The 14,311-nt window shown below is 72.0% G+C and carries 12 protein-coding genes; 7 read left to right on the forward strand and 5 right to left on the reverse strand.

Annotation, left to right across the window (positions count from 1 at the left end; translation table 11 throughout):
• Positions 1-33: 33 nt before the first annotated feature.
• From atpA to K8Z49_RS38430, 6 genes are all read left to right on the forward strand, one after another.
• On the forward strand, positions 34-1,668 hold the full coding sequence (atpA, locus tag K8Z49_RS38405; protein ID WP_021596451.1) for a F0F1 ATP synthase subunit alpha: 1,635 nt from the start codon (positions 34-36) through the stop codon (positions 1,666-1,668).
• Positions 1,669-1,673: 5 nt separating this feature from the next.
• Complete coding sequence (locus tag K8Z49_RS38410) at positions 1,674-2,570, forward strand: F0F1 ATP synthase subunit gamma (RefSeq protein WP_250360517.1); 897 nt, start codon at positions 1,674-1,676, stop codon at positions 2,568-2,570.
• A gap of 2 nt (positions 2,571-2,572) precedes the next feature.
• A complete protein-coding gene (gene atpD, locus K8Z49_RS38415) occupies positions 2,573-4,003 on the forward strand; it encodes a F0F1 ATP synthase subunit beta (RefSeq protein WP_021596449.1) in 1,431 nt (476 codons plus the stop codon).
• Between the two features lie 81 nt (positions 4,004-4,084).
• Positions 4,085-4,471: a F0F1 ATP synthase subunit epsilon gene (locus K8Z49_RS38420; RefSeq protein WP_021596448.1), complete on the forward strand. Its 387-nt coding sequence runs from the start codon at positions 4,085-4,087 to the stop codon at positions 4,469-4,471.
• A gap of 32 nt (positions 4,472-4,503) precedes the next feature.
• Positions 4,504-4,968 (forward strand): DUF2550 domain-containing protein, encoded by a 465-nt coding sequence (locus K8Z49_RS38425; RefSeq protein WP_021596447.1) that lies wholly within the window; start codon positions 4,504-4,506, stop codon positions 4,966-4,968.
• A gap of 492 nt (positions 4,969-5,460) precedes the next feature.
• Positions 5,461-6,981 carry a M28 family peptidase gene (locus K8Z49_RS38430; protein WP_033331654.1) on the forward strand — a complete coding sequence of 507 codons (1,521 nt, stop codon included), beginning with the start codon at positions 5,461-5,463 and terminating at the stop codon, positions 6,979-6,981.
• Between the two features lie 46 nt (positions 6,982-7,027).
• On the opposite strand, the gene K8Z49_RS38435 is transcribed toward K8Z49_RS38430, so the two are convergent.
• Both K8Z49_RS38435 and K8Z49_RS38440 read right to left on the reverse strand, forming a co-directional pair.
• The gene (locus K8Z49_RS38435) at positions 7,028-7,960 is read right to left on the reverse strand and encodes a DUF4097 family beta strand repeat-containing protein (protein WP_021596445.1); all 933 of its coding nucleotides are present in this window, start codon (positions 7,958-7,960) and stop codon (positions 7,028-7,030) included.
• 158 nt (positions 7,961-8,118) lie between these two features.
• Positions 8,119-8,808 (reverse strand): cob(I)yrinic acid a,c-diamide adenosyltransferase, encoded by a 690-nt coding sequence (locus tag K8Z49_RS38440; RefSeq protein WP_412516490.1) that lies wholly within the window; start codon positions 8,806-8,808, stop codon positions 8,119-8,121.
• Between the two features lie 71 nt (positions 8,809-8,879).
• Here K8Z49_RS38440 and K8Z49_RS38445 point away from each other — a divergent pair, with 71 nt between their 5' ends.
• Positions 8,880-10,472: a GMC family oxidoreductase gene (locus K8Z49_RS38445; RefSeq protein WP_021596443.1), complete on the forward strand. Its 1,593-nt coding sequence runs from the start codon at positions 8,880-8,882 to the stop codon at positions 10,470-10,472.
• Positions 10,473-10,964: 492 nt separating this feature from the next.
• Here the strand turns inward: K8Z49_RS38445 and K8Z49_RS38450 are convergent, their stop codons facing one another.
• The 3 genes from K8Z49_RS38450 to K8Z49_RS38460 form a co-directional block, all read right to left on the reverse strand.
• Entirely contained in the window at positions 10,965-12,092 is a 1,128-nt protein-coding gene (locus K8Z49_RS38450; RefSeq protein ID WP_412516491.1) for a serpin family protein, read from the reverse strand.
• A 97-nt stretch (positions 12,093-12,189) separates the two neighbouring features.
• Positions 12,190-12,684 (reverse strand): GNAT family N-acetyltransferase, encoded by a 495-nt coding sequence (locus K8Z49_RS38455; protein WP_075024650.1) that lies wholly within the window; start codon positions 12,682-12,684, stop codon positions 12,190-12,192.
• A 100-nt stretch (positions 12,685-12,784) separates the two neighbouring features.
• Complete coding sequence (locus K8Z49_RS38460; protein WP_021596314.1) at positions 12,785-14,284, reverse strand: aldehyde dehydrogenase family protein; 1,500 nt, start codon at positions 14,282-14,284, stop codon at positions 12,785-12,787.
• Between the last annotated feature and the right edge of the window lie 27 nt (positions 14,285-14,311).

A 14,311-nucleotide genomic window follows, 5' to 3' on the forward strand; every position in this document is an offset into this window, starting at 1 on the left:
GCGGAGCTACCCAAAGGGAGCAAGAGAGGAATCATGGCGGAGCTGACGATCCGTCCGGATGAGATCCGGAACGCGCTGGAGCGCTTCGTCCAGTCGTACGAGCCCGAGGCCGCCGCGCGCGAAGAGGTCGGCACCGTCGTCGATTCCGGCGACGGGATCGCCCACATCGAGGGCCTGCCGTCCGCGATGGCGAACGAACTCATCGAGTTCGAGGACGGTACCCGTGGCCTGGCTCTGAACCTGGACGTGCGTGAGATCGGCGCCGTTGTCCTGGGTGACTTCAGCAAGATCGAGGAGGGCCAGAAGGCCCGCCGGACCGGCGAGGTCCTCTCGGTCCCCGTCGGCGACGGCTTCCTCGGCCGCGTCGTGGACGCGCTGGGCAACCCGCTGGACGGCAAGGGACCGGTCGAGAGCACCGAGCGCCGCGCGCTCGAACTGCAGGCCCCCACGGTCGTGCAGCGGCAGTCGGTGAACGAGCCGCTGCAGACCGGCATCAAGGCCATCGACGCGATGACGCCGATCGGCCGCGGTCAGCGGCAGCTGATCATCGGTGACCGGCAGACGGGCAAGACGACCGTCTGCGTGGACACCATCATCAACCAGAAGGAGAACTGGGAGTCCGGCGACGAGAAGAAGCAGGTCCGCTGCATCTACGTCGCGATCGGGCAGAAGGGCTCCACGATCGCCAACGTCCGCCGCTCCCTGGAGGAGGCCGGCGCGCTGGAGTACACCACCATCGTGGCGGCCCCCGCGTCCGAGCCGGCGGGCTACAAGTACATCGCCCCCTACACCGGGTCCGCGATCGGCCAGCACTGGATGTACCAGGGCAAGCACGTCCTGATCATCTTCGACGACCTGTCGAAGCAGGCCGAGGCCTACCGCGCGGTGTCGCTGCTGCTGCGCCGCCCGCCGGGCCGCGAGGCCTACCCCGGCGACGTCTTCTACCTGCACTCCCGGCTGCTGGAGCGCTGCGCGAAGCTGTCGGACGACATGGGCGCCGGTTCGATGACGGGTCTGCCGATCATCGAGACCAAGGGCAACGACGTGTCGGCCTACATCCCGACGAACGTCATCTCCATCACCGACGGGCAGTGCTTCCTGGAGACCGACCTGTTCAACCAGGGCGTCCGGCCGGCGATCAACGTCGGCATCTCGGTCTCCCGGGTCGGCGGCGACGCGCAGATCAAGGCGATGAAGACGGTCGCCGGCACGCTGCGTCTCGCGCTGTCGCAGTTCCGTGACCTGGAGGCGTTCGCGGCGTTCGCGTCCGACCTGGACGCCGCCTCGCGCGCCCAGCTGGAGCGCGGCGCCCGCCTGGTCGAGCTGCTGAAGCAGCCGCAGGGCAGCCCGTTCCCGGTCGAGCAGGAGGTCGTGTCCGTGTGGGCGGGCACCTCCGGCGAGCTGGACGACGTGCCCGTCGCCGACATCCGCCGTTTCGAGCGCGAGTTCCTCGACTACGTCGAGCGCGAGGAGTCCGGCCTGCTGACCTCCATCCGGGAGACCGGCAAGCTCTCCGACGACGGCCTCACCAGCCTCAAGAACGCCATCACGGAGTTCAAGAAGGGCTTCCAGACCAGCGAGGGCGAGCTGCTGGCCGAGGAGCCCGTCGAACCGATCGAGGCCGAGGACGTCGAGCAGGAGACCATCACCCGCGCCAAGAAGGACTGACGGCGATGGCCGCACAGCTTCGTCAACTCCGGCAGCGGATCAAGACGGTCAAGTCGACCGCCAAGATCACGCGCGCCCAGGAGATGATCGCCACGTCGCGGATCGTCAAGGCCCAGCAGGCGGTGGCGGCCTCCAAGCCGTACGCCGACCAGATCACGCAGGCCCTGACCGCGCTGGTGAGCCACCATGTCGGGATCGACCACCCGCTCCTGCAGGAGCAGCCGGCCGACACCCGCAGCGCCGTTCTGATCATCACGAGTGACCGCGGGTTCTGCGGCGCCTACAACGCCAACGTGATCCGCGAGGCCGAGTCGCTGATCAGGGCGCTGCGGGACGAGGGCCGCGAGCCGGTCCCGTACGTCGTCGGCAACAAGGGCATCACCTGGTACCGGTTCCGCGACCGGGACGTCGCGCAGACCTGGAGCGGGTTCAGCGACCGTCCCGCGTTCGGGAACGCCGAGGCGATCGGCCGCCGGCTCACCGAGGACTTCCTCAAGACCGACGCCGAGGGCGGGGTCGGGGAGATCCACGTGGTCTACACCGAGTTCGTCTCGATGCTGACGCAGACGGTCCGGGTCGCGCGGCTGATGCCGCTGGAGATCGCGGAGGCCGAGACCTCCACGGTCCCGCCGGCGTACGAGTTCGAGCCGTCCGCGCAGGCGGCGCTCGACATGCTGCTGCCCAACTACGTCGAGAGCCGCATCTTCCACATGCTGCTGCAGTCGGCCGCGTCCTTCCAGGCGGCGGTGCGGCGGGCCATGAAGTCGGCGACCGACAATGCCAACGAACTGCTCGGGGTCTACACGCGCCAGATGAACCAGGCGCGGCAGGCCGCGATCACCCAGGAAATCAGCGAGATCGTCGGTGGCGCTGACGCGCTCGCCGAGTCTGGCGGGGAGTGACAATGACTGCTCAGGTAGAGACGGCGACCGCGACCGGGCGCGTCGCCCGTGTCATCGGCCCGGTCGTCGACGTGGAGTTCCCCGCCGACGCCATCCCGGACATCTACAACGCCCTCAACGCGCAGGTCAGCCTGGGCGGCGAGGAGAAGACCCTGACGTTCGAGGTCGCCCAGCACCTCGGCGACAACATGGTCAGGGCGATCTCCATGCAGCCGACGGACGGCCTGGTGCGCGGGGCCCCGGTGGTCGACTCCGGCGAGTCGATCGCGGTGCCGGTCGGCGACATCACCAAGGGCCACGTGTGGAACGCCCTCGGCGACGCGCTGGACGTCCCGACGGCGTCGCTGGAGATCAACGAGCGCTGGGGGATCCACCGCCGCGCCCCGGCGTTCGACCAGCTGGAGTCCAAGACCGAGATGCTGGAGACCGGCATCAAGGTCATCGACCTGCTGTGCCCGTACGTCAAGGGCGGCAAGATCGGCCTGTTCGGCGGCGCGGGTGTGGGCAAGACCGTCCTCATCCAGGAGATGATCCGCCGCGTCGCCCGCAACTTCGGCGGCACCTCGGTGTTCGCCGGCGTCGGCGAGCGCACCCGTGAGGGCAACGACCTCTGGGTGGAGATGGCGGAGGCGGACGTCCTCAAGGACACCGCGATGGTGTTCGGCCAGATGGACGAGCCGCCGGGCACCCGGCTGCGGGTGGCGCTGTCGGCGCTGACGATGGCGGAGTACTTCCGCGACGTCCAGAACCAGGACGTGCTGCTGTTCATCGACAACATCTTCCGGTTCACGCAGGCCGGTTCGGAGGTGTCCACGCTGCTCGGGCGCATGCCGTCCGCGGTGGGCTACCAGCCGACGCTGGCTGACGAGATGGGCGTGCTGCAGGAGCGGATCACCTCGACGCGCGGTAACTCGATCACCTCGATGCAGGCGATCTACGTGCCCGCCGACGACATCACCGACCCGGCGCCGCACACCACGTTCGCGCACCTGGACGCCACCACGACGCTGTCGCGGGGCATCTCCGAGAAGGGCATCTTCCCGGCGGTGGACCCGCTCGACTCCACCTCGCGGATCATGGACCCGCAGGTGCTGGGGAACGAGCACTACGAGGTCGCCCAGGAAGTGATCCGGATCCTGCAGAAGTACAAGGAGCTGCAGGACATTATCGCGATCCTCGGCATCGACGAGCTGTCCGAAGAGGACAAGGTCACCGTCCAGCGGGCGCGGCGCATCGAGCGTTTCCTGTCGCACCCGATGTACGTGGCCGAGCAGTTCACCGGGCAGCCCGGCGAGACGGTGCCGAAGGACGAGACGATCGCCTCCTTCAAGGCGCTCGCCGAGGGCAAGTACGACCACCTCCCCGAGCAGGCGTTCTTCATGTGCGGTGGCATCGAGGACGTGGAGAAGAAGGCCAAGGAGCTGGAGAAGTAGTCCGCTCCGGCGGGGCCGTCCCCGGGCCGCGCGCCCGGGGCGGCCCCGCCGGAACCGCTCCAGTAGTCGGAGGAGACAGACGTGGCAACCCTGAAGGTCGGGCTGGTCTCGCCGGAGCGCGAGATCTGGTCCGGCGAGGCCAGGACGGTGGTCGCCCAGACCATCGAGGGCTCGCTCGGCATCCTGCCGGGCCACGCCCCGGTGCTGGGCATCCTCCTGGACGGCAGCGTGGTGAAGATCGAGCCGGCGGACGGCGGCGAGCCGATCCTGGCGGCGGTCGGCAGCGGGTTCTTCTCCGTCGCCGCCGACGAGGTGTCGGTGCTGGCGGAGCAGGTCGAGCGGGGCGACGAGATCGACGTCCAGGACGCCCGGCAGGCGCTGGACGCGGCGCTGTCGGCGGAGGCCGACAGCGGGACGCCGGAGCGCCGGGCCCGGGCGCGGCTGCGCGCGGCGGGCATCGAGGCCTAGGCGCGCGGCGGGACTGACGGACGGCGGGGGACTTGGGCGAGCACCTGGCACTGGACGTGGGCGGGGTGCTCGCCGCGCTCGTTCTCGTCGCGGCGCTGCTGTTCGTCTTCATGGCGGTGCGCCGGCGGTTGTTCACCCGCGGCGGCGGGACGGTGGAGTGCAGCCTGCGCGAACTGTCCCAGGAGGGCGGAGCCCCCGGGGTCTGGCGCCTCGGCATCGGCCGCTACAAGGGCGACGAGCTGCACTGGCACCGCGTGTTCGGTTTCCGCGGACGGCCCCGGCAGGTGATCCACCGCCGGGGCCTCGTCGTGTCCAACCGCCGCGACCCGGACCCGGACGAGGCGGAGGGGCTGCTACCGGACGTGACCGTCATCGAGGTCAAGGACGGCGACCTGACGGTGGAGCTGGCGATGGGCGCAGCAGCACTGACCGGCTTCCTCGCGTGGCTAGAGGCGGCCCCGCCCGGCTTCCCAGTAGACCTACACTCCCCCGAATAAACGGCCCAGACTGAGCGGCCCAGGCTGAGCGGCCCGGGTGAAGCGATCCGGGCTGAGAGGTCCGGGGTGAGTCGGCCCAGGGTGGAGCGGCGCGGGCTGGGCAGTCGGGGTGAGCGGTCGGGGGTGAGTCGGCCCGGGCTGGGCGGCGCGGGCTGGGCGGTGCGGGCTGACTCGGCCCGGGGGAGCGGTCCCGGGTGAGTCGCTCCGGGGTGTCGCCTCGGGTTGAGTCGGCCTGGGTTGAGTCGGCCCGGAGTGAGCCAGCCCGGGATGAGCGGGCCCGGGATGAGCCTGGTTCGGGGTGAATTGGTCCAGGTTGAGCGGGTCTGGGTTGAGCGGGGCCGAGGTGAGCGGGTCCGGAAGAAGCGGGGCCGGAATGAGGGAGTAAGGCGGTGGTATCGAAGCGGTGTGGTTGCGGCCGCGATGCTTGAGGGGGGCGGGGCTGGCGGTGAGGATCGCGCTGGTCAGCTCCCTACTCCCTCCGCTGGAGTGCTCGTGCGCAAGCTCCTCACCGGCGCCGCCGTCGCGGTGCCCGCCCTCTTCCTGCCGGCCGCGCTGCCCGCGGCCGACGCGGCGCCGGTCCGCCGCGACTTGGCGGCGATGGTGACGTTGAAGGACGTGAGGGCGCACCTGACGGCGTTCCAGGAGATCGCCGACTACAACGGCGGGAACCGCGCGGCGGGGACCGCCGGCTACGACGTCTCGGTGAAGTACGTCGTCGGGCAGCTGCGGCGGGCCGGATTCACGCCGAAGGTGCAGAGGTTCAAGTACCCGTACTGGCGCGAGCGGGGCCGTCCGGTGCTCGCGCGGACGGCGCCGTCGGCGGCGTCCTATGCCTGGGAGAAGGACTTCCTCACGCTCGCGTACTCGGGTTCCGGCGATGTGACCGCGCGGGCCGAGCCCGTCGATGCCCCGGCCAAGGGCGACGGGACGAGCGGCTGCCAGAAGGCCGACTTCAAGCGCTTCGCCGAGGACGCGATCGCCCTCCTCCAGCGGGGGACCTGCACGTTCGAGGTGAAGGCGGCGAACGCGAAGGCGGCGGGCGCGTCCGCCGTGGTGATCTACAACCGGCCGGGGGCGGAGGGGCCGGTGAACGGGACGGTGTCGGAGCCGTCCGGGATCCCGGTCGTCGGCACCACGCACAGCCTGGGAAAGGCGATGGTGAAGGCGGCGCGGAAGGGCGGCCTGAGACTGCGCGTGAAGACGAAGACGGTTCACGGGAAGCGGTCGTCGGCCAACGTGATCGCGGACACGGCGCGCGGGCGGGCCGGCAACGTGGTGGTGGCCGGCGCGCACCTGGACAGCGTCCCGGCGGGCCCGGGGATCAACGACAACGGCACCGGTGCCGCGGCGCTGCTCGCGATCGCCGGGAAGTTCAGGGAACTGGGTGCGGGGAACGTCCGCAACCGGGTGCGGTTCGTGTGGTGGGGCGCCGAGGAGGAGGGCCTGCGGGGGTCCGCGCACTACGTGCGGTCGCTGTCGCGTGCCGACCGCGAGAAGATCGCCCTGAACCTCAACTTCGACATGCTCGGTTCGCCGAACGGCGTCCGCGGCGTCTACGACGGCGACCACTCGTCAGGTGCGGGCACGCGGGCGCCCGCGGGGTCCGGCGCGATCGAGCGGATGTTCCGGGAGTACTTCAAGCGGCGCGGGCTGGCCACGGCGGAGGCGGAGTTCAACGGGCGTTCCGACTACGGCCCGTTCATCGAGCGGGGCATCCCGGCGGGCGGGATCGCCACCGGCGCCGGCGGGCGCAAGACCTCCGCCGAGGCCGCGATGTTCGGCGGCAGGGCCGGTGCGGCCTACGACCCCTGCTATCACCGCAAGTGCGACCGGCTGGGGAACGTCAACCGGAAACTGCTCGACGGCAACACCGACGCCATCGCCCACGTTCTCCAGCACCTGGCCCGGACGACGGTCGCCGTCAACGGCGGTGCCCGCCTGGACCTGGGCCGCGGCTCGTCGTCCGCCCCGTCCTCCACACCGCTCTGGCGGGGCGCCTACCTGCTCCGCTGAGGCGGCGGCGCGGCGGCGCGGCGGTCCGGAGCCCCGTGCCGTCCGGTCAGGGGGAGGGGAAGACCGTGATGGCGCCGTCCCTGGTGCTGAGCTTGATATGGCGCTTGGCATCCGAGTCCTGGCGGATGAGCGGGTCGATCCTCTTGCCGCCGTTGTCGGTGGACGCGTCGATGGCGTAGCGCTCCCCGGGCGGGAGGTGGAGGCGGACCGAGCCGTTGTCGGTCGTGGCGGTGACGGCGGTGGGCGCCGTGCCGAAGCGCAGGTCGATGGAGCCGTCCCGCGACTTCGCGGTGATCCGGTCGCCGGACAGCCCGCGCCCGTCGATCGAGCCGTTGTCGGTGTGGAGATCGGCGACCGGGAAGGTGCCCCGCATGCGGATCATGCCGTCGCGGGTGCTCGCGCTCAGCCGGTCGCCGGACAGCCCGCGGGCGTCGATGGTGCCGTTCTCGCTGCTCAGCCGGGCGGTTCCGGCGTGCCCCGTGACGCGCACCGAGCCGTCGCTGGAGGTGATCGTCGCGGCCGTCGCGTTCAGGCCCGTCGCGTCGATGGAGCCGTTGGAGCTGTGCAGCCGCACGGTCCCGCTGAGCCCGGACGCGACGATCGTCCCGTCCTCTCCGTTGATGTCCACGGGCATGGAGCGCGGCACCTGGACGCGGTAGGACACCCCGCAGCCGCTGTACCCGATCACCTGGTTGCCGCACTCGGACGACAGGGTGAGGGTGCCGCCGTCGGTGACGTGCTTGGCCTTCGGCTTGTTCTTCTCGTTCGTCCAGCGGAGCCGTTCGGAGACCTTGATCGTCGAGGTGTCGGTCGCGGTGACGACGACCCGGCTGCCGTGCGACTTGATCTTCAGCGTGGTGACGCCGGCGGGCGCGGTGTAGGAGCGGTTCTCGTGGTGCGTGCCGACGCTCAGGTTGCCGCAGCCGGCCAGCGCCGCCGCGGCGGCCGCCAGTCCGGCGGTGATCGTCAGGGTCCTCACGTGGTCACTCCCGTTGTCTCCGTGCACCCGTCTCCGTGCACCCGTGCATGACAAGCCTGCTCCGGTGGCGGCGGTGACACCAGGAGGGGAGCCGGTCATCCGGGGGTGGGGTTAGCCCCACCCCGTGCACGTGGGGTCCTCCGCGGGAGATCGGCGGGTCAGCGTTCGCCGCCGGGCTTCCACAGGATGTCGCCGTGCTCGGCGTTGGCGACGCGGCACAGGATGAACAGCAGGTCGGACAGCCGGTTGAGGTAGGTGGCGGTCAACGGGTTCACGCCGCCGTCGTCCCCCGTGCCGTGCTCCTCGATCGCAGCCCAGGCGGATCGCTCGGCGCGGCGCGTCACCGTCCGGGCGACGTGCAGGAGCGCGGCGCCGGGCGCTCCTCCGGGGAGGATGAAGCTGCGCAGCGCGGGCAGGTCCGCGTTGTGCTCGTCGCAGGCCGCCTCCAGCCGTTCGACGTAGGACTGCTCGACGCGCAGCGGCGGGTACTGCGGGTCGGGGACGACGGGCGCGCACAGGTCGGCGCCCACGTCGAACAGGTCGTTCTGGACGCGGGTGAGCAGCGCGGCCAGGTCGTCCCGCAGGGCGCCGAGGGCGAGGGCCGCGCCGATCGCGGCGTTGGCCTCCTCGACGTCGGCGTACGCGGCGAGGCGCGGGTCGGTCTTGCGGGTGCGGGACGCGTCGCCGAGCGCGGTGGTGCCGTCGTCGCCGGTGCGGGTGTAGATCCGGGAGAGCACGACGGGATTGTCCCGGTTCTTCGCCCTGTCCCCAGCCCCGTTCTCCGCCCCGTTCTCCGCCCCGTTCTCCGCCCTGTCCTTCGCTCCGTCCTCCGCCATGTTCTTCGCCATGGGCAGCAGCCTAGCCGTGCGGTCGCCGCAGGCCCGTTGGGTAGGGTTCCGGAAAGAACCCGGAGGCCGCCGTGTACGACTACATCATCGTGGGAGCGGGCAGCGCGGGCTGCGTTCTCGCCGCCCGGCTGACGGAGGACCCGTCGTTGAAGGTCCTGCTGCTGGAGGCGGGACCGCCCGACGACGCCCCGGAGATCCACATCCCGGCCGCCGTGGCGTCGCTGATCAAGGGCCCGTACGACTGGGACTACGCGACGGTCCCGCAGGAGCACGCGGCGGGCCGCAGCGTGTACTGGCCGCGCGGGCGGACGCTCGGCGGCAGCTCGTCCACCAACGCGATGATCTACATCCGCGGGGCCCGCTACGACTACGACACCTGGCGCGACTCCTACGGCTGCGAGGGCTGGGGCTACGAGGACCTGCTGCCCTACTTCCGCCGCGCCGAGGACCAGCAGCGCGGCGATCTGCCCTACCACGGGGTCGGCGGGCCGCTGCGCGTCGAGGACCCCCGCTACCGGCACCCGCTGACCCGCGCGTGGGTGCAGTCGGCCAAGGCGTACGGGCTCGCCGCCAACCCCGACTTCAACGGCGCCGACCAGGACGGCGTCGGCTTCTACCAGGTGACCTGCAAGGGCGGCCGGCGCTGGTCCGCCGCCGCCGGGTACCTGCATCCGATCGAGAACCGGCCGAACCTCACGGTGGTGACCGACGCGCTCGTCACCCGGGTCACGATCGAGAACGGGCGGGCGACCGGCGTCCGGTACGAGGCGCGCGGCGAGACGCGGTCGGTCCGCGCCGAGGCCGAGGTGATCCTGTCGGGCGGCGCGGTGAACAGCCCGCAGCTGCTGATGCTGTCGGGGATCGGCCCGGCCGGTCATCTGCGGTCGCTCGGGATCGACGTCGTCGCGGACTCCCCGGTCGGCCAGCGGCTCCAGGACCACCCGTTCGTGAACGTCATGTTCGCCACGCCGCGCACCAAGGCCCTCTGGGAGCTGGCGAACGCGCGCTCGTTCGCCCTGTACCAGGCGCTGGGGCGCGGGCCGTACACGTCCAACGTCGCGGAGGCGGGCGGGTTCGTCCGGACGGTCGAGGGGCTGCCCGCGCCGGACCTGCAGTACCACGTCCTCCCCACGCCGTTCGTCGACCAGGGGCTCACCGAGTCGTCCGAGCGGCTGCTGTCGGTCATGGTCACCGCGATCGCGGTCGCGAGCCGGGGCACGCTGACGCTCCGCTCCGCCAGCCCGTACGCCAAGCCGCTGATCGACCCGGCCTACCTCGCCGACAAGGCCGACCTGGACATCCTGGTCGCCGGGGTCCGGCAGGCCCGCGAGATCGCCGCCACCGGCCCGCTCGCGTCCCTCGTCGGCGGCGAGTGGGCGCCGGGGGAGCAGGCCGCGTCGGACGAGGCCGTCGTCGACTTCGTCCGCCGCGAGGCCGCGACGCTGTTCCACCCCACGAGCACCTGCGCGATGGGCGGGGACGGCGCCGTCTGCGACACCGAGCTGCGGGTCCGCGGCGTGGAGGGCCTCCGGGTGGTGGACGCCTCGGTCATGCCGGCCGTCCCGCGCGGCAACACCAACGCCCCCACCATCGCGATCGCCGAGCGCGCCGCCGACCTGATCCGCGGCCGTACCCCGCTCGCGCCGGCGAACGCCCCGAAATGAGAAACGCCCCCGTCCGAGGACGGGGGCGTGGCCGGTGCCGTACAGGCCGCGGGCGTCACCGCGTGCGGGCCTTCGCGATGCGGCGGGCGCGGCGCGCGTTCTTCGCCTCGCTCCGCAGCACCCGTACGCGGTCCTTGATGATCATGTTGCTGAACTCGGGGCGTGTCATGTCGCTTTCCCTCTCGGCGTCGTCGGCGGGTTCGGGTCGTCCGGGCGGTGGACCGCGGTGGACCGCGGTGGTCAGCGCTTGAGCGCCTTGGCGATGCGGGCGCGGCGGGTGTTCTTCGCCTGGGCCCGGAGCTCGCGCACGCGGTCCTCGATGACGACCCTCATGAACTCCTGGCTGAGCATCTGCTTCTCCTTGTCCCTGCCGGACCCTCTCGGCCCGACATGTACAAGGTTCGTCCTAAGACCCCGTGCCCCACATTGGGACGACGCCTTATCTCCGCCGCCTCAGACCGCCTTAGGCGGGACGTCCCGTCCGGGTGAGGCTTAGGCCGCGCCGGCCTCCGCCACCCAGCCGGTGGTGAGGACCAGACCGGACGGGCGGTGCACGGCCAGGAAGCCGAACGGCGGGTCGAACGTGACGGAGACCCGCTTCGCCAGGTGAGGATCGCCGAACGGGGCGGCGGAGCCGGCGAGGGCACCGACCGCGGTGACGGCGGCGGACTCGAAGCCCTCCGCGTCGAAGCGGGCCAGCGCGTTCTGCCGGGCCTGCCCGATCGCGAGCGGGGTGGTGCTGATGCCGGGGAAGTGGCCGCGGGACGTGTCCCGCACGGACGCGAGCCCGAAGACGTCCGGCAGGCCTAGGAGGTCGTGCGCCCCGGTGACCTCGAAGGCCGGCAGCGTGAGCCGCAACTGCGGCGTCGGCCAGATCGCCTCCTCGAACCAGACGGTGACGCCGGGGGCGGGCGTCCCTTCGGGGAGGTCGCCCGCGGTCGTGGCGGGGCGGCGGCCGTCGAGCGTGCCGAAGCCGGCCTTGAGCACCTGGCCGGGCGGCTGGTCGCCGCGGACGAGATGGACGTCGACGTCGTCGGTGCCCGCGACGCGGACGAGCGTGACCGGCCCGTCCGGCGCGTCGGTGACCCTGGCGTCCTCCAGGTGCTGCGTGGTCCGGTAGAGGGAGGCGTCGCCGTCGAAGGTGTCGAAGGGCTCGAACCACTGCGTCCGGACGGTGAGCGCGGACGCCAGGACCAGCAGCGTCCCCGGCTCCATCTTGATCGGCATGGACCGGATGAGGCCGCCGGTGTGCTCCGCCGCCCAGGCGTCGAGATCGCGCTTGTCCTTGGCGGGTTCGCCGGTGAGGATGCCGTGCGCGGTCGCGGGCGGCGCCCAGGCCGGTTCGATGGGGACGTCGAGCCGCGTCCACAGCCCGAGCGCGGACCGGACGGCGGGCGCGTCGCCGAGGAGCGCCAGCAGCTCGGCCCCCGCACGGCCCGCGGCCGGGGCGTCCAGTCCGACGGCCGTTTCGAGCTCGCCGCGCCCGGGGCCGTCCGCGGCGGACGCCAGCAGCGCGAGGAGCGGCCACGCGCCGGGACCCGCCATGACGGTGGACGCGCCGGAGCAGGTCGCGGCCCACCGTTCGGCCAGCGCGTTCGCGGCGGTGATCGTCTGCTGCATGGTCGCGGAGTCCTTTCGCGGGCGGCGGCACGGGACACGCGCCCGGCACGGCCGGATACGGGTCGGCTGGGCCGGACACGGGCCGACAGGTGCGACTCTAGGCGACCTCGATGAAGCCGAGGCGGTCGTAGAGGCGGCGGGCGCGGCGGTTGCGGCGGGTCACGGCCAGGGTGAGGGTGTCGTGGCCCTGCTCGGCCAGGGCGTGCATGGTCGCCATGACCAGTCCGCGGCCCAGACCGCGTCCCGCGTGGACCGGGGCGGTGAAGAGGAACGCGAGAAGCGGCAGGCCCTGGTAGAGGGTGACCAGCGCCGCCCCTACCGGACGCCCCTCGTGGTCGGTGACGAACGACGCCTCGCGCAGGAACGTGCCGTACTCGCCGTCCAGCGTGAGGTGGAGCTCGCGGACAGCACCCTGGAGGTCGCCCACGTCGGTCTCGTCGGGGGTGCCGCGGTAGGCGTCCCACATGAGGGCGGCCAGCGCCGGGACGTCGCCGTCGGCGAACGGCCGGAAGCCCTGCGGGGGCGGGGAGATCGCGCCCAGGGACGCCTGGAGGCGGCTGCGCGCAGGTGCGCCGAACGTCTCTGAGCCCATGCCCCGGAGTCTAGGCGCCCCCCCGCCCCACCCCCCGACCGCGCCCGCGTGACGCGGCCCGCGGTGGGCGGTGGAGGCGGGACTTCGCCGGGGGCGCCGCTCAGCGCTTGTAGCGGCGGCCGTGGATCATGTTGATCAGGCCGAGGACGCGGGCCATCTCCTTCTCGGAGCGGGCGAACGAGGTGAGGTTCATCGTCGCGAACCGCTGGCGGGTGATGGCCTTCGGCCGGGCGAACTCGCGCAGGCCGTCCGCGCCGTGGATGCGGCCGAAGCCCGACTCGCCGACGCCGCCGAACGGCAGGGCGGCGACGCTGGCGAACGCGGCGAACGCGTTGATGGAGGTCATGCCGGAGCGCATCCGGCGGGCGGTCTCCATCGCGCGGGACCTGTCCCCGGAGAAGATCGTCCCGGCCAGGCCGTAGCTGGTCTTGTTGGCCTTCTCCACCGCCTCGTCCATGTCCTTGACCCGGTGGACGGTGATCGTCGGGCCGAAGGTCTCCTCGCACACCGCCGACGAGTCGTCCGGCACGTTGGTCAGCACGACCGGCTCCACGTAGGGCTTGCGGACGGACTCGGCGCCGCCGACCACCGCCCTGCCGCCCTTGGCGAGGGCGTCCTTGATGTGCCGTTCGATGACGTCGAGCTGCGACGGCATCGTGATCGGCCCGTAGGCCGCCTCCCGATCGAAGCCGGGACGCAGGTCGCGGGCCTTCTCGGTGAGCGTGCCGAGGAACCTGTCGTACGCTTCGTCCACGACGTAGATGCGCTCGACGCCGATGCAGGTCTGGCCGGCGTTCGACATGGCGCCCCACAGCGCGGCGTCGGCGGCGGCGTCGAGGTCGGCGTCGGAGTCGACGATGCAGGCGTCCTTGCCGCCGCACTCGGCGACGATCGGGGTGAGGTTCTCGGCGCAGGCCGCCATGACGCGCTTGGCGGTGCGGGCCGAGCCGGTGAAGGCGATCTTGCCGACGTGCGGGGACGAGGCGAGCGCCGCCCCCGTCTCGCCGAGCCCGGTCACCGTCTGCAGCACGGGGTGCTCGGGGATCACCGCGTCGACCAGCTCGGCGAGGAGCACGCCGACGCCCGGGGTGTACTCGGACGGCTTGAACACCACGGCGTTCCCGGCGGCGAGCGCGTAGGCGATCGAGCCCATCGGGGTGAAGACCGGGTAGTTCCACGGGCCGATGACGCCGACGACGCCGAGCGGCTGGTACTCCAGCACGCAGCGCTGGTTGATCGCCATGAGGCCGGGGTAGACCGAGCGCGGCCCGAGGACCTTCTGCGCGTTGCGGGCGGCCCAGTCCAGGTGCGTGATCGCCATGATCGTCTCAAGCTGGGCGTCCTGCACCGGCTTGCCGGTCTCCTGGTGGATGAGCTCGGCCATCCTCCCCAGGTTGCGGGTGAGGGAGCCCTTGACGTTGAGCAGCCGGAGGCGGCGCTCCTTCCAGCCGAGGGCCCGCCACCAGGCGGCCGCCTCCCGGGCGCGCTCGACGGCCGCGGCGACGGCGGCGGCGTCCTGGACGGGATGCTCGGCGACGACCTCGCCGGTGGCCGGGTTCAGGGACGCGAACGTCTCGGTGTTCTCCGTGGCCACGGACATGAGGAACCTCCCGGGAGGAGCCTTGTA

The organism is Actinomadura madurae, assembly GCF_047130825.1.
Taxonomy (GTDB): domain Bacteria; phylum Actinomycetota; class Actinomycetes; order Streptosporangiales; family Streptosporangiaceae; genus Spirillospora; species Spirillospora madurae.